Genomic DNA, 19889 nt, shown 5'->3' on the forward strand with positions numbered 1-19889 from the left:
TGCAGATCCTCAGTAACGGAACAGGCGCGACGCAACCAGGCGTGCGCCTATCGTGAATATCTTGGATATCATGTAGTACAAGCAGGCTGCGACAAAGAAGTATTCGAATGTCCTGTAAGTCTTGACATTCAATTGCTGCGTAACGCCGGTCAAGTCACTTGTCAGGCCGACTACCACCCCAAGCGATGTCATCAGGATCGACCAAACCATCTGGTTTGTCATGGCGTGGAACACCGCGCGCAGCATTTGCGGCAGGACGATGTGCCACATGGTCCGAATTTGACCCAATCCCAGTGAGCGTGCCGCGCGTGTCTGGGTTTCCGGGACAGCCGAGAATCCGCCGCGAAAGGTTTCAGCAAGGTAGCCGGCATTGTTGAAGGTAATGCCCAGCAAGAGCGCGGAATAGGAGTCGACACGAAGCCCGAAGGATCCCAGGCCGAAATAGATCAGGTAGATCTGAAACAGGGCAGGGGTGTTTCGCGCGGTCTCGATCCATATGTCGGCCAGGGCCGCGAGCGTCTTTCCGCCCGATCTTTTTGCAAGCGCCATCAGAACAGCGAAGACCGTGCCGATTGCCATCGCCAGGGCCGCGATTTCGAGTGTCACCAACGCACCCCACAGCATCTCTGGCAGTGAGTGGAGCACGGGGCGCCATTGGAAGGTGTATGCCATGCGAGGACCCCTTCATGCGATGGATGCTGTTCTTCGGCCAGCAAAGACAGGTCTTCGAGCATCCCGGACGCAATCGAAACACGGCGTCCGGGACGGTCCGAACTTGTTATCGATAGACGCCTGCTACGGAGAGATCAGGAGCCGGACCGCCTTCGGTCCCGACCCATTTCTTGTAGAGCTCGGCATAGCGTCCGGAGCGAACCTGCCGGTTCAGGAACAGGTTCACATAGTTGAGCAGTCCCTGCTCTTCGCGCTTCACGAGGAGCGCGCAATAATCGGGGTCCACCGGAGCGTCACCGACGATCTTCAGGCCCGGATATTTGCCCGACTTTATGATGTCTGTCGCAATCGTCGATGTCGTGTAGGTCGCATCGATCTGCTTCTGGCTCAACGCCAGGAACGTGTCGGCTTGAGATTGGAAGGTCAGTATCTTGGTGTTGGCGTCACCAAAGCCTTTGACTTGCTCTTCAAGAGCAAGCGTCTCATAGCCGCCCACCGGCCCGCCGACGGTGTGACCTTTGATATCAGCCGGGCTTTCGATGCCGGAATCTTCCCGCGCCAGAACGATGGTCTTGAATACGAAATAGGGGATCGAGAAGCCGACCGTCTTTGCGCGCTCGAGCGTGTCGGACGTAATGGCGACGCCGACGTCGGCCCGTCCTGAAAGAACAGAGATAATTTTCTCTGGACCGGGCGTATCGACGATCTCGGCCTCAACGCCAAGCGCCTTCGCCAGGTCGTTGCAGTAGTCGACGTCAAAGCCGATCGGCTTGTTGTCCTTGTCGCGCGATCCGTTTGGCGGGAAATCGAGCATGACCGCGCACCGCAGCTTACCGGCCGAGATGATGTCGTCCAACTGGTCGGCATGTGCCGCTGTCGCAAGCCCGGATGCCAAGGCGGTGGCGAAGATGAATGGAGAAATGCGCATTTTCAGTTCCTCTCTTTTTTGATTGCAGGCATTGAACACGGTGCCTGATATCGTATCTAGAATATCGTATACGAAACTACGATTTGGTCAAATCCTTCCAGCGTCACTGATGGAGGCTCGCCCCGCTCGTTTAGGGCCTTCCACGGCTGGCAGCCGGCGCCGAGTGACTGCGACGTGAAAGCCTGCTCCGCCCATAAGGGCGGCATCGTTGAAATCATAGGTTGGGTTGTGCAGTGGCGCGGAGTCTTCACCATTGCCGATGAAGGCATAGCAACCTGGAACATGGTTGAGGAATTGAGCGAAATCCTCCGATCCCGGGGCGGGGGCGTTAGCGGTCATCGTTGCGTCTTGACCGAAGACGAGAGCCGCGGCAGCCAGAGCCTCAGTTGTGAGATCTTCATCGTTGATTGTCGATAGGCATCGGCGCGTGTATCCGACCTCTGCTGAAACATTGTGCGCGAGCGCGATACCTTGTGCGATGATGCGCATCTGCTTTTCGATGTTGGCGCTGACCTCCGGCCTGAAGCTGCGCGCGTCGCCAAGAATACGGGAGAGCCCTGGCAGCGCGTTACATATCCCGTCGGTGATCAGTTCAGTCACCGACACCACCGACACGTCCGTCGGATTGATGCGGCGGGACACGATGGTCTGAAGATTTGTAACGAGTGCACAGGCCGCAACGAGCGTTTCGTTGCTGATATGAGGCTGGGAGGCGTGGCCTCCAATTCCCCGCAACGTGATCTCGAACAGATCCTCTGCCGACATTATGGCACCGCCGCGCGTCCGGAATTCGCCAACGGGGACGCCGGGCATGTTGTGGATGCCGTAGATTTCCTCGAATGGGAACCGTTCCATCAAGCCGTCGGCAAGCATGGCGAGAGCGCCTTGCCCCGTTTCCTCGGCCGGCTGAAAAACGAAGCGGACCGTGCCATTGAAACCACCTTCCTCGGCCAGGAGCTTGGCGGCGCCGAGAAGCATCGAGGTGTGTCCGTCGTGGCCGCAGGCGTGCATGAGGCTGGGATTCGTCGACCTGTAGGTTACGCTCCCCTGTTCCGGGATACGCAGCGCGTCCATATCGGCCCGGAGGGCGATCGAGCGATTGCCTGTGCCCCGCTTCAGCGTGCCGACAACGCCGGTGCCACCGACGCCTTCGACGACGTCATCCAAGCCGAATGCACGCAACTTGGCAGCCACGAATGCCGCCGTGCGCTGCTCTTCGAAACCAAACTCCGGGTGCTGGTGGAGATCGCGCCTCCACACCATCATTTCGCGCTGCAACGCCGACAACTCGACCATCAGAACGCCTCCTCGACATGTTTGCAGTTTCGCGGGCTGAAATCAGTAGAGACAGGTCGTCGCAAGCATCCCGGACGCAGTCACAAGACTGCATCCGGGGCGGCGCGAACTGCTACCGATAGACGCCTGCTACGGAGAGATCAGGAGCGGGGCCGCCTTCTGTCCCGACCCATTTCTTGTAGAGTTCGGCATAGCGGCCGGAGCGAACCTGCCGGTTCAGGAACAGGTTCACATAGTTGAGCAATCCCTGCTCGTGGCGCAGCACGAGGAGCGCGCAATAGTCGGCGTCGACGGGAGCGTCACCGACAATCTTCAGGCCGGGATATTTGCCCGACTGGATGATGGACGTCGCGATCGTGGATGTCGTGTAGGTCGCATCGATCTGCTTCTGGCTCAGCGCCAGGAACGTATCGGATTGGGACTGGAAGGTAAGCATCTTGCCGTTCGCGTCATTGAAGCCTTTGACTTGCTCTTCAAGAGCAAGCGTCTCATAGGCGCCCGCCGGTCCTCCGACGGTGTGCCCCTTGATATCAGTCGGGCTTTTGATGCCGGAATCCTCACGTGCCAGAACGATGGTCTTGAACACGAAATAGGGGATCGAGAAGCCGATCGTCTTCGCCCGCTCCAGTGTGTCGGATGCAACCGCGATGCCCACGTCGGCGCGTCCTGAAAGAATTGCGGGAATTCGATCGGGATCGGGCGTGTCGACGATCTCGGCCTCCACGCCAAGCGCCTTCGCCAGATCGTTGCAGTAGTCGACGTCAAAGCCGATCGGCTTGTTGTCCTTGTCGCGCGCCCCGTTTGGCGGGAAATCGAGCTCGATCGCGCACCGCAGTTTACCGGCCGAGATGATGTCGTCCAGCTGGTCGGCATGTGCCGCGGTCGCGAGCCCAGATGCCAGAGCGGTGGCGAAGATGAATGGAGAAATGCGCATTTCAGTTTTTCTCTTTGTTTTGATTGCAGGCTCTAGACACGGTATCGATATCGTATCTGAAATATCGTATACGATACTACTGTACAAGGAAGCCATAGGTCAGCGGATCGGCCTCATCGATGACCCAGTTCGCGAAGCCACAGATCGAGGCCCGCCCGCTCACTTCGGGAATGACGGCGTCGAACTCCCCGACCTTTGTTTCGCTGAGAACACGTCCTTTGAAGATCGTCCCGATGATCGATTCGTTCACCAGAGTGTCTTCTGCGGTTAGCTCCCCACGCAGGTACAATTGCGCGACTCGGCCGGCTGTCCCTGATCCGGTCGGGGACCGGTCGATCGCCCGATCGGCGTAGACGCAGCAATTGGCCTGCGTTGATCCCTCATGGCGCGGTGCGCCGTGGACCATGACGCCGTAGACATCGTTGAACTCAGGAATTTCGGGATGAATGACGGACATCTTGGCGTTCACGGCAGTCTTGATCTCGTAGCCAAGCTGCGTGATGTTCTGCAGGTCTTTCTCCCGAATGGTGATGTTGTGCTGGCGCCCATCGACGTAGAAGTATGTTGCGCCGCCATAGGCAATGTCACCGGTCACCTGGCCGAAAGTTGGAGTATCGACGGTTACATCCCGCTTGAAGACGAATGACGGCACGTTCACGAACCGAACGGATCCAACCCTCTCGCCATCCCATTCGACAAAGGCTTCGATGAAACCGCAAGGAGCGTCGATGCCGACACGGGTCTCCGGGGAAACCCGCTCGATCCAGCCCAACTCCACCGCAGCGGTCGCGAGTGCGATGACGCCATGACCGCAATGCGGGCTGTAGCCCAAATTGCTCAGGAAGATGATGCCGAAATCCGCTCCTTCATTGACAGGGGAAGTCAGGTAGCCGCCGTAGAGGTCCTTATGGCCGCGCGGCTCAAGCATCACGGCGCGCCTGTACTGATCCGCGTTTTTCTTCAGCCAGGCGCTGCGTTCCAAAATGGTCTTGCCGGGGATTTTCGGGAGCCCCTGCGTTACCAGCCGGAATGTCTCACCGCACGTGTGCAACTCGACAGTGTTCAAAAACCTCTCGTACTTCATATCACTCCCCAAAACGGTATCTCTCGCTAGTCCGTCACGGAGGTAGCGGGCAGGCAACATTGACCAGTGCCCACCTTGAGGCGCAGGCCTCAAGGCAAGGTATCTTCGGACAAAATGAACCTTACATAATATATCGTATACGATAAACGGTTGACGTCAAGGGCAAAAGTTGCCGGTTCGAAAGCCGATGTAGGATTTCCGGCTGTGGGAGGGAGTGCGGAACCTGGAAATGTCTATTTGCGAATGTTTGCCAGCAGGGACGCGCATGCCTTGGTGATGTGGTCATGCAGCAATTGTGCCGCTCGATCGGCATCTCCGTCGCGACAAGCCGCAAGAATTTCGCGGTGTTCCCTGTCATCAATGCCAGTTCCGCCCTGAAGCGTGATCTGGATGCGTAGATAGCGCTCTATCCGGTCGTTAACGGACCGAATAAGGTTCATCAGGAAGGTTCGGTTGGCGTCTTCGTAGAGGCAGGAGTGGAACTGCCAGTTGAGCTCGGCCCATCGCGCAACGTTCGTCTCCCGGGCGAACGCATCACAATATTCTTCAGCCCGCCGGAACGTCTTTGCCGTCATGTGCGGCACCGACAATTTCAAGGCGCTCGACTCCAGCATGGCTCTTACTTCGAAGATCTGCGCTATTTCGGGCTCCGAAACACTTCTGACGACAGCGCCACGGTTGCGTTGGAACTCCACCAGGCCTTCGGCTTCGAGACGCTTGAGCGCTTCCCGAACCGGTATCTTGCTGACATCGAACAGTTTCGCGACGTCGTCCTGACGGATGGGTTCCCCCTCGTCAAACTCGCCCGTGATGATGGCTTCCCGCATGTGCTTGGCGATGAGGTCGGAGGCCGTCGGTGCGGAACCGAGAGATGGCAGACCTGCGGGGTTCAGGGGCAATGGTATCTCCAGGTCCGCAAGTTACAGCGCGTCCGTGAAACTGTCCGATCTAGAGCTTGGTCGCAGAACATATCTGCAGTTGGTGTTTACCTTGCACATCGCCGGTCGAATCTCAAAACGTATACAATATTCCACTTAGTGTTGAGTTAATCGGATGTCCAGTACCAAGGGCTCCCCGAGGAGGGCCCGGGGGGCCGGGACAATCCGAACTCCCGTTGACAAATCGGATAGCGTATACGATATTCGATCCTGCGCGATATGTAGCGTAGGCGTTTTGCCGTTGCAAGCTGTTGTCTGCGTCATCACCGAAGACCGGCTTGGTGTCTCTCGTATTGGTACGACATGCTCAATTCCCACAATCCTCTGCCGGCAGTCATCGGCTACGTGACGCCCCTCAGTGCGAAAGCCGGTGAGATTCTTCAGTTCAAGATTTCGTCGGCGGGTAACCGTGATGTAGCGGCAAACGTCTTCAGGTTGGACTGCTGCGACCCAAATCCGGCTGGCCCGGGAGTAAAGCGCGAGCGGGTCGAATTCGGATTGGAGCGGAGGTATCGGGCGGTCGAGCAGAGGGCTCATTTGGGCTCCTGCGCAATTGGACCCTTTCCAAAACGCCCTGAAATTCAGGGCCTGGTCATCAGCCTTGTCGTCCAGCCAAGACTTTCAAGTGCCTCTAGCCAGACCATTTTCTCGCTGCAGAATTCCGATGGCTCAAAGGGCTTGGCCCTGGTTCTGGTCGACGGAAATCTCTTTCTCAAGGCGCTGCGGAAACCTCAGGTAACCATCGACCTGAAACTCGATCTGCGATTGAACGAATGGACCAAGCTCAACGTCACCTTCTACGAGAACGGTGTCTCCGCTCGCAGGTCCGTCATCCACACCCGCGAAAACTCAGAAGTCGCTGTTGCAGCGCACGACGTTTTGAATGTGCTTCGCGAAGTTGATCACACTTGCTTCGCGGCAACCTGGATTGGGCATCCCGAAGACTGCTTCAATGGATCGATCGAAGCACCTGTTGTAAGCGACGCCAGCGGTGATGTCCTGGCCAGTTGGACCCTCGCGAATACCATCGGCCGCGAATGGGTTGAGGACAATGTCGATCGGTCGCGCCGTCTTACTCTGATCAACATGCCGATGCGCGCTGTCCGGTCTTCAAGCTGGACCGGCCGCGACATGGATTGGAAGGTTGCGCCGCAGGACTATGCCGCGATCACTTTCCATTCCGATGATCTGAGCGATTGCAAGTGGGAAACAACGATAGCGATCGAGGTGCCGGCAGAAGTGCCCTCAGGCGTCTATGGTCTCTTGGTCGACAACGGGGTCGGCACCGACATCATTCCGTTCTATGTCCTGCGCAATCCGGAATTGCCCAGGCAAAGAATCTTGTTCCTGGCGCCGACATTCACCTACATGGCCTACGCGAACCACGCTCGGGGCAATTTTTCCGGCGCGCTGGAAGCGCGGGTCAAGGAGTGGAACGCATTCCCCCACAATCCTGATAATATCGGCGCCTTTGGCTGTTCCACCTACAACCGCCATCCGGACGGATCGGGCGTAACCCTGTCATCGCGGCTGCGGCCGATCATGACGATGCGCCCGCAATATCTCACATACTTCGACGCAAATGGCTCGGGGATGCGCCATTTTTCCGCGGATTCCCATCTGACGGATTGGCTAAGGGTCAAAGGCTTTTCATTCGATGTCTTGACCGACGAAGATCTGGATCGCGACGGCGCGGACGCCTGTCCGGGTATGATGTGGTCATCACGGGGACGCATCCGGAGTACCACACCCGTCAGACACTTGATGCGCTCATCTCCTACAGGGAGGGAGGCGGCAAGCTGATGTATCTCGGCGGCAACGGCTTCTACTGGAAGATCGGTCGCAGTCCAAATGAACCCCATATGATCGAGATTCGCCGGGCCGAAGGCGGCATGCGGGTTTGGGCCAGTCGGCCCGGAGAATACTACAATCAGCTCGACGGCGAATATGGCGGATTGTGGCGCCGCAACGGCATAGCACCGCAGAGGGTCGCCGGCGTCGGCTTCACCGCCGAAGGCGCCTTTGAAGGAACCTACTATGTCCGCACCAAAGAGTCGGTTGAAGCCGACCTGTCGTTCTTGTTCGACGGCATCCCGAACGATCAGAGAATAGGCGACTTCGGCCTCTCCGGCGGTGGCGCTGCTGGATTTGAGATCGACCAGGCCGCCGCGGATCTCGGGACGCCAGATTTTGCACGCGTCGTTGCCGCGTCCGAAGGCCATGGGCCAACGTTCGAAACCACATTTGAAGAACTGCTGCTGCCTGGCGTCTTCGATGGAGATCCACGACCCTATGGCGGCATCCGTTCGAACATTGTCTGCGGGATCGCGGACAATGGCGGAGGCCTGTTCGCCGTGGGTTCGATCACCTTTTGCGGCAGTCTTTCGCACAATGGCTACGACAACAACGTTTCGCGCCTTCTCGAAAATTGCCTGCGGAAATTTCTCGAGGCGCCGCAATGACAACGGGACCGGGCGAACTCCGCATCAGTTTCAACGATCTCCGATCTGTCCTTCGGGACATTTTTCTCAACAACGGAACATCGAACGTCGCTGCCGATATTCTTGCCGCAAATTGCGCTGGCTGCGAGCGAGACGGCGCCATCAGTCATGGCATATTTCGTATTCCCGGATATCTGGCATCCCTTGAAACCGGCTGGGTCGACGGCAAGGCAGAACCTGACGTCGAGCGGATAAGTCCGTCCTTCATTCGTATCGACGCACGCAACGGCTTCGCTCAACCGGCCCTGGCCGCGGGTGCGGAGGCCATCAAGACCGCGGTGGAAAGCACGGGCATAGCGATCGTTGCCATCCGAAATTCTCATCATTTCAGCGCGCTCTGGCCCGATGTCGAGCCGTTTGCCCGCGAAGGCTTGCTAGCGCTTACCTTCGTCAACGGTTTGGCCAACGTTGTGCCGCACGGCGGCCACGCCCCGGTCTACGGAACGAACCCAATTGCCTTCGCAACGCCTGTGGCAAATGCCGAACCACTCGTCGTCGATCAGGCGACAAGCGTGATGGCCAATGGGGAGGTTAGGCTTCATGCCCTTGCCAACACCCCGCTTCCGCCAGGGGCTGGTGTCGACAGTGCCGGAAGGCCTTCCACGGACCCCCATGCCGTCTTGGCGGGCGGAGCGCTCAACACCTTCGGCGGCTACAAGGGGTCGTCCATTGCGTTCCTGGTCGAGCTCATGGCCGGGGCATTGACGGGCGGCCAACTGTCCTTCGAAAACGACTTTGGCGAATGCGTCGGTGCGCAGACACCGAAGGCTGGACAGTTGCTCATGGTCATAGACCCGACGCGCGGCGGCAACGCCGGATTTGCGCAGCGCGTTTCGCATCTGTGCTCACGACTGATCGATGCCGGCCAGGATCGGTTGCCAGGTCAACGACGCTACGCAAGCCGCCTCAACGCAGAACGCTTCGGCATTCCAATCTCAGGGGACAATCTTCTTCAACTGAAAGCCTTGGCTGCCTGACGAGACGATTTCTCACGGAAAGAAACGCAGGATCGGAATTCACAACCAATGTCACTGGAAACAGCATGACCAACCTTGTTCAAGACAAAAATCGCCTCGCCCTCAAGCGGTCGCTTACCTCCTCGCAGACCGACCAGCTGGTGGCCCTCTTTCAGACCGAATGGTGGACAAAGGGCCGAACGCGGGCAGACACCGAAAGAGCCTTGCAACTGGGTGGGCCGATGTTCGCGTTCGTGGATCCCGAGGGCGACGATCTTGTCGCATTCGCTCGCACCATCACGGATGGCGTCTACAAGGCGATGATCTTTGACATCATCGTCAAAACCACATGGCGCGGCACGGGATTGGGTGCCTTGTTGATGGAGACCGTGCTGAATGATCCCGCACTCGCCAACGTCAAGCACCGAGAGCTCTACTGTCTACAGGACATGGTGCCTTTCTATGAAAAATGGGGATTCACGGATAAGCTGCCGGGCCTCTATTTCATGAGACAGTCCACCTAGAGGCGAGAGCAAAGCTCCATTCGCCTGCATCCAAGACGAGGTCGTCCAAGGTGCAGCCTGCGTGTCCGGCGCGGCAGATGCCGCAGACGCGAGCAGCGCGGATTCCATTGGTCAATTCGAAATGAGAGGGGAGGCGTCGATGCGCACTTCGAAAGTTGTCCACGTCGTAAGTTGCCATACTGCAGGTGAGGTCGGCGACGTGATCGTTGGCGGTGTTGCATCTCCGCCGGGTGAGACGGTGTGGGAGCAGTCCCGGTTCATCGCCGCCGACCAGACCTTGCGGAACTTTGTTCTCAACGAACCTCGGGGTGGCGTCTTCAGGCATGTGAACCTGTTGGTGCCGCCAAAGACGCCTGGCGCCCAGTTTGGGTGGATCATCATGGAACCTGCGGACACCCCACCCATGTCGGGCTCGAATTCGATGTGCGTTGCGACCGTCCTGCTCGAGACGGGCATGGTACCAATGCAGGAGCCGGAGACGCGCATGGTGCTCGAGCCACCCGGAGGCCTCATTGAGGTGACTGCGCGTTGCAGGAACGGCAAGGCCGAGCAAATAAGCGTGCGCAATGTGGCATCGTTCACGGACAAGCTCGACGCGCAGCTCGAAGTGGCCGGCATCGGCACCTTGACCGTGGATATCGCCTATGGCGGTGACAGCTTCGTGGTTGTCGATGCCGAGGCGCTCGGCTTTACCGTCCGCCCTGATGAGGCACGCGACCTTGCGGAACTGGGTGTCAAGATAACTCGGGCCGCGAATGAGCAGATTGGCTTCTCACATCCTGAGAATTCTGACTGGGATCATATTTCGTTCTGTCAATTTGCGGGTCCGATTGTCTCCGACAACAATACGCTCATAGGCGTCAACGCAGTTGCCATTCGCCCTGGAAAAATCGACCGTTCGCCTTGCGGCACCGGCTGCTCGGCGCGGATGGCCATCCTGCATGCGAAGGGTCGCCTCGGCATCGGTCAACGGTTTGTTGGAAAGTCCATAATCGGATCCGAATTCGACTGTCACATTGAGTCAGAGGTCTCGGTGGCTGGCAGGGCCGGAATCGTCCCGATTATTTCGGGAAGCGCGTGGATAACGGGTATCCACCAGCACATGCTTGATCCAACCGATCCGTTTCCAACCGGCTATCGGCTTTCTGACACTTGGCCGGCTGAGGACGTGAACTGAAGGCGATGGTGTTCGGCCTCTTCCTGGTAAAACAAGTCAGGCCTCCTCTCCGAGTCGCCAGACCGCACGAGATTATGCAAAGGATTTGGTAGGGCGAACCGCCTGCTAGGAGTTGTGGACACTTATCTGATCCATAGGATTGTAGCGGCGAGGGTTACGACGGCGAGGCAAGTTCCTTGCTGTTTTCTCGAAGCGTGTTGCGACGCGTCGGAACTGTTTGAGTTTTGAGAAGCAGCATTCGATCAGGTGGCGCTGCGCGTAGAGGTGGTTGTCGATAGGGTATTTTCGAGCCCGCGACGGGTTGTTGGGGATGACAGCCACGGCGTGCTTGTCTGCGATCACCTGACGCAGGCGATCGGCGTCGTAGGCAGCGTCGGCCATGACGACCTTGGCGGGCAAGCCGTCGATCAGGGCATAAGCCTGTGGGCAATCTCCCCGTTGGCCGGCGGTCAGGGTGAAGCGCACCGGGCAACCGAGACCTCTGACGGCCATATGGATCTTGGTGCTCAGGCCGCCGCGGGAACGGCCAAGGGCCTGATCTCTTCAGACCCCCTTTTTTGGCGCCCGAAGCATGTTGATGGGCGCGGATGATCGTGGAATCGACGATCAGATACTCGAAGTCCGGATCGTCCGACATCGCCGCCAAGATGCGCCACCAGACACCCTTATGGCTCCAGCGGCTGAAGCGGCGGAACACGCTGTTCCAGTCGCCGAAGACATCGGGCAGATCGCGCCACGGCGATCCGGTACGCACGATCCACAAGACCGCTTCCCGAAAACACCCATCGCTGCCTCCAAAAGACAGCTTTGAATCACAGACCCTCACACTTGGGAATCCCAAGAGTCCACACGTCCTAGGAGGTCATCCAGCAGCGGACCAAGGCTGAGCCACCGGACATTTCGAAATTTGGATCGTCGACCCAGCCCTCCACATTTGGACCGGTTGCGTCGATGTAATCGTTGAACATGGGAACGACGGCCCCGCCACCATTCCTGACAATGGATCCCATGTCAGCGTATAGTTTCTTGCGTTTTTCAGCGTCCAACTCCGAGCGGGCCTGGTGGAGCATCTTGTCAAAATCATCGCGGAAGAATCGGGTCTCGTTCCAATCGGCCTTGGAATAATATCCCGTCGTGTACATGAGATCTTGCGTTGGCCGCCCGCCCCAATAAGAAGCGCAAAATGGCTGCTTGTTCCACACCTCTGACCAGTAGCCGTCTCCAGGTTCGCGCTTGATGTCCAGCTTGATACCCGCCCTGGAAGCGCTCTGTTGATAAAGCTGCGCCGCATCGACCGCGCCGGGAAACGCGACCTCGGAGGTTCGCAGAAGGATTGAACCGCTGTGTCCGGATTTCTTATAATGGAAGGCGGCTTTGCGTGTAGAGCGGATAAGTCGCGTTTATCGGGGCTATCATTGCCGACGCTGCCATAGCCGTTCAGAATTTTCTTGACCATTTCGTCGCGGTCAACCGCATATTTCAGCGCCAACCTGAGGTCATTGTTGTCGAACGGCACGGTGTCGCAGTGAACGACGAACAGGTAATGTCCCCTTCCTGCAACCGTGCGGATCGTCACGCCAGGTACTCGTTTGATCAGATCGACGATCTTCGGCTCGACACGATTGATCATATTGACCTGACCGCCCTGGAGTGCGGCGGTACGAGCTGTTGTGTCGTTGATCACAATGATCTCGACCTCGCTGGCATGGCCTACATCGCCATTCCAGTATCCAGAAAACTTCTCTCCAGCATGCCGCACACCCGGCTGGTTGGTCGAAACCTTGTATGGCCCGGTTCCTATTCCTGCCGCGGGATCGTCGTTGCCCCCGTTTGGTTGGATCGCCAGATGATAGTCCGCCAAGATATAGGGCAGATCAGCGTCGCCATCTTTCAAACCTATGACAACGCTGTCGCCATCAGCTTTGATCGTGTCGATCCCGCGCATCAGACCAAGGGCGCCGGATTTTGACTTCGCGCGGTTCGACTAGGCAGTTTCCCGAACCTGAAGGCAGATAGTCGAACAAGCGCTTGCTCCCCGGCCAAACGATGGTCAAATTCCGTCTGAGGGCGTCACCGCCGAAGGGAGAGATTTATTATATATTTCAGTTGGTTAATCAGGATTTGGTAGCGGGAGAGGGACTTGAACCCCCGACCCCAGGATTATGATTCCCGTGCTCTAACCAACTGAGCTACCCCGCCAGGGGGCGAAAGGCCCGAAATCCGCCTCAAATCGAAAGGCGTGTCGAGGCGTTCGCCAAGGTCGCGCGGATATAAGGTTGGGAGGGCAAGCCTGTCAAGCATCGAAGCAACCGGCTGTCGGCATATTCGCGCGTCGCCGAAAAGCTTTGCCGGGCAGACATTTGAGCTGAGATACCGGGGTTGAGTTCGACGGGGCACGTCGCTATGTCTCGGCCAAGAAATTCTAGAGTTGAAAACAATGAAACCGCGCATCGCAGTCCTCGGTTGCGGATACTGGGGCAGCAACCACATCCGCACCCTCAAGGCGCTCGGCGCGCTGCACGCGGTCTCGGACCTCAATAGCGCCCGCGCGGAAGGTTTTGCCAGCGAACAGGATTGCCTGGCGATCGAGCCAGAGCAGTTGTTCGTTCACGACGACATCGACGCCATCGTCATGGCGCTGCCGCCGCAGTTCCATGCCGACATGGCGGTACGCGCCGTCATGGGTGGCAAGGACGTGCTGGTGGAAAAGCCGATTGCGCTGACGGTGGCCGATGCCGAGCGCTCGGTGCAGGCGGCAAAGGACAATGGCCGCGTCTTCATGGTCGGCCACGTGCTGCGCTTTCATCCCGCCTTCGAGACGCTGAAGGCGCTGATCGACAATGGCGAGCTCGGCGAGGTGCGATATATCCATTCGCACCGGCTCGGGCTCGGCAAGTTCCACACCGAGAATGACGCGCTGTGGGATCTGGCGCCGCACGATCTGTCGATGATCCTGGCGATCACCGGCACGGAGCCGATCGAGGTGCGGGGCGAGGGGGCTGCCTTGCTCGACAATCTCAGCGATTTCGCGCATCTGCACATGCGTTTTCCCAACGGCCTGCGCAGCCATCTCTTCACCTCACGGCTCAATCCCTATCGCGAGAGGCGGCTGACCGTGGTCGGCACCAAGGCAATGGCGGTGTTCGACGATGTCGAGCCATGGGAGCGAAAGCTGGCCGTCTACCGCCACGCCGTGTGGCAGGACAGCGGCCAGTGGGCCTTCACCGCCAATGAACCGTCCTATGTGGCTGTTGCGCAAGGCATGCCGCTGACGCGTGAGCTCGAGCACTTCATCCAGTGCATCGAAACGCGGGCCGAACCGCGCACCAGCGGCGAGGAAGCCATCAGGGTGCTGCGCATCCTGACCGCGGGCACGGTTACGCACACCAAATCCAGTTCCTGAAGATTTACTCGGCGGGAACCTGCGCCGGGCGCGCTGCCAGACGCGTCAGCATGGCTTCCGCCTCGGCGCCACGCTCGGAGCGCTCGATGAAGCCGCCGCCGAAGACGCGGGCCTCGTTGCCGTCGTCCGAATAGAGCACGCAGGCCTGACCGGGCGCGATGCCGGACTCGCCGTCGACCAGCTCCACAAAGGTGCTGCCGGCACGGTGATGCAGCACGGCCGGGCGCGGCGGGCGCGTCGAGCGGACCTTGGCGAAAAGTTCCAGCCCGGCTGCCGGGATGTCGGCGAGCTGCCCGTCGCCCAGCCAGTTCATGTTGCGCAGATAGATCTTGTGCGTCTCCAGCGCCTCGCGCGGGCCGACGATGACGCGGGCGCGGTCGGCGTCGAGATGGACGACGTAAAGCGGCTCGCCGGAGGCGATGCCGATGCCGCGGCGCTGACCGATCGTGTAGCGCAAAATGCCTTCATGGCGGCCGAGCACGCGGCCGTCGATGTGGACGATGTCGCCCGGATTGGCGGCAGTCGGCTTCAGCTTGGCGATGATGTCGGAATATTTGCCCTGCGGCACGAAGCAGATGTCCTGGCTGTCCTGCTTGGTGGCGACAGTCAGCCCCATGTCCTCGGCAATGGTGCGAACCTCAGGCTTCGACAAGCCACCGAGCGGAAAGCGCAGATAGTCGATCTGCGCCTGGGTGGTGGCAAACAGGAAATAGCTCTGGTCGCGATCGGCATCGACCGGGCGGTACAGCGCGCGATGCGCGCCATTGGCGCCCGATCGGATGTAGTGGCCGGTAGCCAGCGCGTCGGCGCCAAGCTCCTTGGCGGTCGCCAGAAGATCGGCGAACTTCACCGTCTGGTTGCAGGAGACGCAAGGGATCGGGGTTTCGCCGGCCACGTAGCTTTCGGCGAAAGGATCGATGACCGCCTTGCGGAAGCGCTCCTCGTAGTCGAGCACATAATGCGGGATGCCCAGCGTCTCGGAAACGCGGCGGGCGTCGTCGATGTCCTGGCCGGCGCAGCATGAGCCGGCCCGGTGCGTTGCCGCGCCGTGATCATAGAGCTGCAGTGTGACGCCGACGACATCGTAGCCTTCGCGCTTCAGCAAGCCGGCGACGACCGATGAATCGACGCCGCCCGACATTGCGACGACGATGCGGGTGTCTTGCGGGCGTCCGGGAAGATCGAGGCTGTTCATGGTTCTTTCGTACTGCACGGCGCTTGAATGCCAATGGCGCGAATATAGGTCAAGCTCTCCGGGTGCGCCAGCTTTGAGCGACAGCCGATTTTTGCGAGCAAATTCCCGACTTGCCGGCAGGTATTTCAAATGCCGACGAAAAGCCTAACGCGGCGTTCATGATCCTTACCTAGTCATTAGGGTCTGCTTAGGCAATTTTTAAAGCTGTGGCGGTAATGTGGTGGGGATTGGGTCTTTGAGTTTTTTGTAGAGAGTACGATGACCGATCTGGTTAGACCGCGAGTCAAATATGTTATCGGGCCTGACGGCAGCCCCCTTACGATTGCCGATCTGCCGCCGACGAACACTCGTCGCTGGGTTATCCGGCGCAAGGCGGAAGTGGTGGCGGCTGTGCGAGGCGGGCTTTTGAGCCTCGAAGAGGCATGTCAGCGCTACAAGCTTACAACCGAGGAATTCCTGTCCTGGCAGGCGTCGATCGACGAATACGGCCTTGCCGGGCTGCGCACGACGCGCATTCAGCAATACCGGCATTAGATTTCGCTGCAAAGCAACTATTGCACTGAAAAGGGGCGGCAACACCGCCCCTTTTTGTATTGCCTGACGGTTTTACACCGTCAGTACGACCTTGCCGATCGGCCTGGTGGCGAGAAACGCATGGGCGGCGCCCGCTTCTTCGAGCGGAAAGGTCTTCGCCACGTGAACGGCCAGCTTCCCCGCATCGACCAGTTTGCCAAGTTCCACAAGGCCCTCGCGGTCGGGCACGACGGACATCCGCTCGACACGGATGTTCCGCGCCTTGGCCTGTGTCTTGGTGGCGTCGCTGACATTGAGCAGCGAGATCAGCACGCCGCCGTTCCTGAGCACCTTCAATGAGCGTTCCGCATGCTCGCCACCCAGTGTTTCCAGCACCAGGTCGAGCTCGCGGACTTTGTCGGTGAAATCACCCTTGGTGTAGTCGATGACCTCGTCAGCGCCGAGCAAGCGGACGAAATCGAGCTTTTCCGGGCTGGCTGTGGCGGTGACATAAGCGCCGCGCGCCTTCGCGATCTGGACAGCCAGATGTCCTACACCACCGGCTCCGGCATGGATCAGCACGCGCTGGCCTTGTTTCACTCCGCCATGGCGAACCAGGCCTTGCCAGGCCGTCAGGCCTGCCAGAGGCAGCGCCGCTGCATCGATGTGGTCGATGCTTTTCGGTTTCAGCGCAATCTCGTCGGCAGGCGAGACGGCAAGTTCGGCATAGGCCGCTGCCTGCTTGGGAAAGCGCGGCATGCCGTATGTGGCGTCACCGACCTTGAGGCCGGTCACGCCTGCGCCCAGCGCCTCGATGGTCCCCGAAATATCCCAACCGAGGATGAAAGGCGGTTCGCCGAGCAGCGGATAGTGGCCGCCGCGCACCGCGCCGTCGACCGGATTGATGCCGGCCGCCTTGACGCGGACAAGCACCTCACCGGCTTTTGGCTTCGGGTTGGGCTGATCGGCGCTGACAAGGACGTCGGGTCCGCCGACGGAATTCTGGATAACAGCACGCATGGGAGGCTCTCCTGCTTGGTTGATGCCGCTATCATTTGGATAGTAATATTCTCTTGTCTAGTATGTACCTTTTCTATATATAGGCACCTCATGGAAAGTGATGACGATTGCCCCTTCGGTTACGACGCCTTCCGGCGGACGTGCCCTTCGCACACCGTGTTGGAGATGCTGGCCAGCAAATGGGTCTATCTGACGGTTTGCGCGCTGCGGCGGGGCCGGATGCGCAATGGCGAGTTGGCGCGCAAGCTCGAAGGCATCACGCCAAAGATGCTGACGCAGACGCTACGGGTCCTCGAACGCGACGGCCTGGTGCGACGCGAAATCTTTCCGGTCATCCCGCCGCGGGTCGAATATGAATTGACCGAACTCGGCCAGAACCTGGCGGGACTGCTCAATCAGATAAGATCCTGGTCGGAGCAGCATGCACCCGATATCAAGGATGCCCGCGCGCGGGCGGCCGGAGGTCACGAAGAGGATTTGCTGCCTCAAGCCTGAGGCTGGGGTCCAAGGTGCCGGATCGGGCTGCTAGCCTTGGGCGTTTTGCTGGACGAGCGGCAGCGCCACGCTGCGACCGCCGACTGGGTGCAAGGTCCTGTTTTCAGCCGATCATGGCGCTGCGACCGCCCAATTCGGCGTCGCGGATCTTGGTGTCGCGCGATTCGAGCATTTCCGCTTTGGAAAGCTCCGCTTCAGCTTCGCCGAGTAATGATTCGGCAGCGCTTCGCTGCTGAGCGAGGTCGCCTTGCGAATTTCTGAGGTTGTCGCGGCGCAAGCGCGCCGCCTTGGCGAAGGTCGGGTAGGCAAAATGATTGATGTCGGTGATGCCGGCCTTCTTTTCTTCGGCGGTGATCTGAAGCTCCAGCTCGACAGCCATGCGCTCGAACTCGGCGATCATCATGTCGAGCTGCAGCAGCTGCCGCCGCTTCTCATTCACCTGAAACTGCTTCAGTCGAACGAGGTTCTCACGTGACTTCATGATTCGGTACTCCCGGAAACGCACACCTGCATATCGTCCAATCCACCCGGCAATGGCCTGGTGCCACCCGTTTCCACCGGCATTCCCGGAACTATGGGAAACAAACTCCTAAAGTTTTTTGCCGGCGGTAACCATTCGTTTACGGGCATTGTTAATCATACGGCCCAGGACTTAAGGCCGGGTAAAAATTCCGGCTTTCGACACGGAAGCACGGCCGACGAGTCCCTGGAGTCACTTAGTCCGGCTTATTAATGTGTTGCATTAGCGGTTTGATTTTGTGATTCGTTATTAAATTCAAGTAGGTGTAGAAAGGGGTTAAAAAATCTGGTACCGTCCTCGATGCGGAATTAGGTTTTGTTAACCATTCGATGGCACCTTCTGTTCAGGCAATCACTGCTCCGGTCCCGGACGGGTCGTGAAATGGTCCGGCAGCAGAAAAGGGGAATGAAATGCGCGTTCTGCTGATAGAAGATGACAGTGCAACCGCACAAAGCATCGAATTGATGCTTAAATCGGAAAGCTTTAACGTCTATACGACCGACCTTGGCGAAGAAGGTGTCGACCTCGGAAAGCTCTACGACTACGATATCATCCTTCTCGATCTCAACCTCCCCGATATGTCGGGTTATGAAGTCTTGAGAACACTTCGCCTTTCCAAGGTGAAGACACCGATCCTTATCCTGTCCGGCATGGCCGGAATCGAGGACAAGGTGCGCGGTCTCGGCTTCGGCGCCGACGACTACATGACCAAGCCATTCCACAAAGACGAGCTGGTGGCGCGAATCCACGCCATCGTGCGGCGTTCCAAGGGTCATGCCCAGTCGGTCATCACCACTGGCGACCTGGTGGTCAATCTCGACGCCAAGACCGTTGAAGTCGGCGGCCAGCGCGTGCATCTGACCGGCAAGGAATACCAGATGCTGGAGCTGCTCTCGCTGCGCAAGGGCACCACGCTGACCAAGGAAATGTTCCTCAACCACCTCTACGGCGGCATGGACGAACCGGAATTGAAGATCATCGACGTCTTCATCTGCAAGCTGCGCAAGAAGCTCGACGCCGCTTCAGGCGGCCAGAATTACATCGAGACTGTCTGGGGCCGCGGCTATGTGCTGCGCGAACCGGAAGATATTCGCGTCAGCGCCTGAACGAGAAACGCCCGTCCGACTGACTTTCCCCGACAAAAACCCGGCCTCGGCCGGGTTTTTTGCATGTGTTGCTGGACGATCGCGGTCGAGCGAATCAGGCGGCGATTTTCAAGGTGCGGAAACGCTCGAGCAACTGCGGCCGGTTGAATGGCTTCAGCAGGTAGCCTTGAGCGCCGGCACGCTTTGCCCGCATGATCGAGGCGACGTCGACCTCGACCAGTGAAATCAGGATCTGAGGCCTTATCGCGCCCTCCATGGCGCGGACCCGGCGGATGAGGTCCACCGCCGGCATGTCCGGCAACGCACCGTCGACAACGATGACATCAGGCATGTCGGCAGCGCACATCTCGACGGCGTCAAGTCCGGTGGCCGCTTCGATCACCACCATGTCGGAGCCGCCAAGGATGCGTTTTGCAACTTTCCTGATGACGCTTGAATCGTCGACGAACATGCAGCGTTTCATTTCCGGGTCCTCTTAGCCATGGGGCGAACCGGCGGCATCCGGGCATCTGCGAGGCACCATAGAGCGATTTGGTAAAGAAGCTGAAAAGCCGTTAGGTAAAGTTTTTGCAAAGATGCCTATTACGCACCGTTTTCGTCGCCAGTTCGGCGCGGCCAGGCCAGCGA

Annotated in this window: 19 protein-coding genes, 1 tRNA gene and 2 pseudogenes; 9 read left to right on the forward strand and 13 right to left on the reverse strand. The window is 58.8% G+C overall.

Features of this window, described 5'->3' with window-relative positions:
- Window positions 1–9: 9 nt before the first annotated feature.
- The 6 genes from LHFGNBLO_RS15530 to LHFGNBLO_RS15555 form a co-directional block, all read right to left on the reverse strand.
- On the reverse strand, window positions 10–672 hold the full coding sequence (locus tag LHFGNBLO_RS15530) for an amino acid ABC transporter permease (protein ID WP_258608736.1): 663 nt from the start codon (window positions 670–672) through the stop codon (window positions 10–12).
- 106 nt (window positions 673–778) lie between these two features.
- Window positions 779–1600 (reverse strand): transporter substrate-binding domain-containing protein, encoded by an 822-nt coding sequence (locus tag LHFGNBLO_RS15535; protein WP_258608738.1) that lies wholly within the window; start codon window positions 1598–1600, stop codon window positions 779–781.
- 87 nt (window positions 1601–1687) lie between these two features.
- On the reverse strand, window positions 1688–2896 hold the full coding sequence (locus LHFGNBLO_RS15540; RefSeq protein ID WP_258608739.1) for an amidohydrolase: 1209 nt from the start codon (window positions 2894–2896) through the stop codon (window positions 1688–1690).
- A 112-nt stretch (window positions 2897–3008) separates the two neighbouring features.
- Window positions 3009–3830: a transporter substrate-binding domain-containing protein gene (locus LHFGNBLO_RS15545; protein ID WP_258608741.1), complete on the reverse strand. Its 822-nt coding sequence runs from the start codon at window positions 3828–3830 to the stop codon at window positions 3009–3011.
- A 76-nt stretch (window positions 3831–3906) separates the two neighbouring features.
- Window positions 3907–4974 (reverse strand): trans-3-hydroxy-L-proline dehydratase, encoded by a 1068-nt coding sequence (gene lhpH, locus LHFGNBLO_RS15550; protein ID WP_413774689.1) that lies wholly within the window; start codon window positions 4972–4974, stop codon window positions 3907–3909.
- Between the two features lie 173 nt (window positions 4975–5147).
- Window positions 5148–5813, reverse strand: a complete 666-nt coding sequence (locus LHFGNBLO_RS15555) for a GntR family transcriptional regulator (RefSeq protein WP_258608744.1) — start codon at window positions 5811–5813, stop codon at window positions 5148–5150.
- A 342-nt stretch (window positions 5814–6155) separates the two neighbouring features.
- On the opposite strand from LHFGNBLO_RS15555, the gene LHFGNBLO_RS15560 reads away from it, so the two are divergent.
- The 5 genes from LHFGNBLO_RS15560 (at window position 6156) to LHFGNBLO_RS15580 (ending at window position 11010) form a co-directional block, all read left to right on the forward strand.
- Complete coding sequence (locus LHFGNBLO_RS15560; RefSeq protein ID WP_258608746.1) at window positions 6156–7655, forward strand: N,N-dimethylformamidase beta subunit family domain-containing protein; 1500 nt, start codon at window positions 6156–6158, stop codon at window positions 7653–7655.
- Window positions 7568–8314 (forward strand): N,N-dimethylformamidase beta subunit family domain-containing protein, encoded by a 747-nt coding sequence (locus LHFGNBLO_RS15565; RefSeq protein ID WP_319944225.1) that lies wholly within the window; start codon window positions 7568–7570, stop codon window positions 8312–8314. The genes LHFGNBLO_RS15560 and LHFGNBLO_RS15565 overlap by 88 nt, the downstream gene beginning before the upstream one ends.
- Complete coding sequence (locus LHFGNBLO_RS15570; RefSeq protein ID WP_258608750.1) at window positions 8224–9330, forward strand: Ldh family oxidoreductase; 1107 nt, start codon at window positions 8224–8226, stop codon at window positions 9328–9330. Before LHFGNBLO_RS15565 ends, LHFGNBLO_RS15570 begins: the two co-directional genes overlap by 91 nt.
- 65 nt (window positions 9331–9395) lie before the next feature.
- Window positions 9396–9833, forward strand: a complete 438-nt coding sequence (locus tag LHFGNBLO_RS15575) for a GNAT family N-acetyltransferase (RefSeq protein ID WP_258608751.1) — start codon at window positions 9396–9398, stop codon at window positions 9831–9833.
- Between the two features lie 139 nt (window positions 9834–9972).
- A complete protein-coding gene (locus LHFGNBLO_RS15580) occupies window positions 9973–11010 on the forward strand; it encodes a trans-3-hydroxy-L-proline dehydratase (RefSeq protein WP_258608753.1) in 1038 nt (345 codons plus the stop codon).
- Between the two features lie 122 nt (window positions 11011–11132).
- On the opposite strand, the pseudogene LHFGNBLO_RS15585 reads toward LHFGNBLO_RS15580, so the two are convergent.
- The 3 genes and pseudogenes from LHFGNBLO_RS15585 to LHFGNBLO_RS15595 all read right to left on the reverse strand — a co-directional run.
- A pseudogene (locus LHFGNBLO_RS15585) lies at window positions 11133–11788 on the reverse strand (IS5 family transposase); the annotation flags it as partial.
- A 76-nt stretch (window positions 11789–11864) separates the two neighbouring features.
- Window positions 11865–12982 (reverse strand): annotated as a pseudogene (locus LHFGNBLO_RS15590) (ABC transporter substrate-binding protein); the annotation flags it as partial.
- 150 nt (window positions 12983–13132) lie between these two features.
- Window positions 13133–13209: transfer RNA gene (locus tag LHFGNBLO_RS15595), tRNA-Met, on the reverse strand.
- A gap of 238 nt (window positions 13210–13447) precedes the next feature.
- Between LHFGNBLO_RS15595 and LHFGNBLO_RS15600 the strand changes: the two genes are divergently transcribed.
- Window positions 13448–14413, forward strand: coding sequence for a Gfo/Idh/MocA family protein (locus LHFGNBLO_RS15600; protein ID WP_258608755.1), 966 nt, complete (start codon window positions 13448–13450; stop codon window positions 14411–14413).
- 4 nt (window positions 14414–14417) lie between these two features.
- Here LHFGNBLO_RS15600 and mnmA read toward each other — a convergent pair whose 3' ends face one another.
- Window positions 14418–15608 (reverse strand): tRNA 2-thiouridine(34) synthase MnmA, encoded by a 1191-nt coding sequence (mnmA, locus tag LHFGNBLO_RS15605; RefSeq protein ID WP_258608757.1) that lies wholly within the window; start codon window positions 15606–15608, stop codon window positions 14418–14420.
- Window positions 15609–15866: 258 nt separating this feature from the next.
- Between mnmA and LHFGNBLO_RS15610 the strand changes: the two genes are divergently transcribed.
- Window positions 15867–16142, forward strand: a complete 276-nt coding sequence (locus tag LHFGNBLO_RS15610; protein WP_006203587.1) for a DUF1153 domain-containing protein — start codon at window positions 15867–15869, stop codon at window positions 16140–16142.
- 72 nt (window positions 16143–16214) lie between these two features.
- Here LHFGNBLO_RS15610 and LHFGNBLO_RS15615 read toward each other — a convergent pair whose 3' ends face one another.
- A complete protein-coding gene (locus tag LHFGNBLO_RS15615; RefSeq protein WP_258608760.1) occupies window positions 16215–17141 on the reverse strand; it encodes an NADP-dependent oxidoreductase in 927 nt (308 codons plus the stop codon).
- Window positions 17142–17231: 90 nt separating this feature from the next.
- Between LHFGNBLO_RS15615 and LHFGNBLO_RS15620 the strand changes: the two genes are divergently transcribed.
- Entirely contained in the window at window positions 17232–17636 is a 405-nt protein-coding gene (locus tag LHFGNBLO_RS15620) for a winged helix-turn-helix transcriptional regulator (protein ID WP_258608762.1), read from the forward strand.
- 103 nt (window positions 17637–17739) lie between these two features.
- Here LHFGNBLO_RS15620 and LHFGNBLO_RS15625 read toward each other — a convergent pair whose 3' ends face one another.
- The gene (locus tag LHFGNBLO_RS15625) at window positions 17740–18117 is read right to left on the reverse strand and encodes a flagellar export protein FliJ (protein WP_258608764.1); all 378 of its coding nucleotides are present in this window, start codon (window positions 18115–18117) and stop codon (window positions 17740–17742) included.
- Window positions 18118–18566: 449 nt separating this feature from the next.
- Here LHFGNBLO_RS15625 and ctrA point away from each other — a divergent pair, with 449 nt between their 5' ends.
- A complete protein-coding gene (gene ctrA, locus LHFGNBLO_RS15630; RefSeq protein ID WP_006203583.1) occupies window positions 18567–19262 on the forward strand; it encodes a response regulator transcription factor CtrA in 696 nt (231 codons plus the stop codon).
- Window positions 19263–19356: 94 nt separating this feature from the next.
- On the opposite strand, the gene LHFGNBLO_RS15635 is transcribed toward ctrA, so the two are convergent.
- Window positions 19357–19725 (reverse strand): response regulator, encoded by a 369-nt coding sequence (locus LHFGNBLO_RS15635; protein WP_258608766.1) that lies wholly within the window; start codon window positions 19723–19725, stop codon window positions 19357–19359.
- Between the last annotated feature and the right edge of the window lie 164 nt (window positions 19726–19889).

The sequence above is a fragment of the Mesorhizobium sp. AR10 genome, assembly GCF_024746795.1.
Classification (GTDB): Bacteria; Pseudomonadota; Alphaproteobacteria; order Rhizobiales; family Rhizobiaceae; genus Mesorhizobium.

Coding starts and splice junctions, on each gene's coding strand:
- LHFGNBLO_RS15530 (WP_258608736.1), bottom strand. CDS start 672: ATGGCATACACCTTCCAATGGCGCCCCGTGCTCCACTCACTGCCAGAG.
- LHFGNBLO_RS15535 (WP_258608738.1), bottom strand. CDS start 1,600: ATGCGCATTTCTCCATTCATCTTCGCCACCGCCTTGGCATCCGGGCTT.
- LHFGNBLO_RS15540 (WP_258608739.1), bottom strand. CDS start 2,896: ATGGTCGAGTTGTCGGCGTTGCAGCGCGAAATGATGGTGTGGAGGCGC.
- LHFGNBLO_RS15545 (WP_258608741.1), bottom strand. CDS start 3,830: ATGCGCATTTCTCCATTCATCTTCGCCACCGCTCTGGCATCTGGGCTC.
- lhpH (WP_413774689.1), bottom strand. CDS start 4,974: ATGTTGCCTGCCCGCTACCTCCGTGACGGACTAGCGAGAGATACCGTT.
- LHFGNBLO_RS15560 (WP_258608746.1), top strand. CDS start 6,156: ATGCTCAATTCCCACAATCCTCTGCCGGCAGTCATCGGCTACGTGACG.
- LHFGNBLO_RS15575 (WP_258608751.1), top strand. CDS start 9,396: ATGACCAACCTTGTTCAAGACAAAAATCGCCTCGCCCTCAAGCGGTCG.
- LHFGNBLO_RS15580 (WP_258608753.1), top strand. CDS start 9,973: ATGCGCACTTCGAAAGTTGTCCACGTCGTAAGTTGCCATACTGCAGGT.
- LHFGNBLO_RS15600 (WP_258608755.1), top strand. CDS start 13,448: ATGAAACCGCGCATCGCAGTCCTCGGTTGCGGATACTGGGGCAGCAAC.
- mnmA (WP_258608757.1), bottom strand. CDS start 15,608: ATGAACAGCCTCGATCTTCCCGGACGCCCGCAAGACACCCGCATCGTC.
- LHFGNBLO_RS15610 (WP_006203587.1), top strand. CDS start 15,867: ATGACCGATCTGGTTAGACCGCGAGTCAAATATGTTATCGGGCCTGAC.
- LHFGNBLO_RS15615 (WP_258608760.1), bottom strand. CDS start 17,141: ATGCGTGCTGTTATCCAGAATTCCGTCGGCGGACCCGACGTCCTTGTC.
- LHFGNBLO_RS15620 (WP_258608762.1), top strand. CDS start 17,232: ATGGAAAGTGATGACGATTGCCCCTTCGGTTACGACGCCTTCCGGCGG.
- LHFGNBLO_RS15625 (WP_258608764.1), bottom strand. CDS start 18,117: ATGAAGTCACGTGAGAACCTCGTTCGACTGAAGCAGTTTCAGGTGAAT.
- ctrA (WP_006203583.1), top strand. CDS start 18,567: ATGCGCGTTCTGCTGATAGAAGATGACAGTGCAACCGCACAAAGCATC.
- LHFGNBLO_RS15635 (WP_258608766.1), bottom strand. CDS start 19,725: ATGAAACGCTGCATGTTCGTCGACGATTCAAGCGTCATCAGGAAAGTT.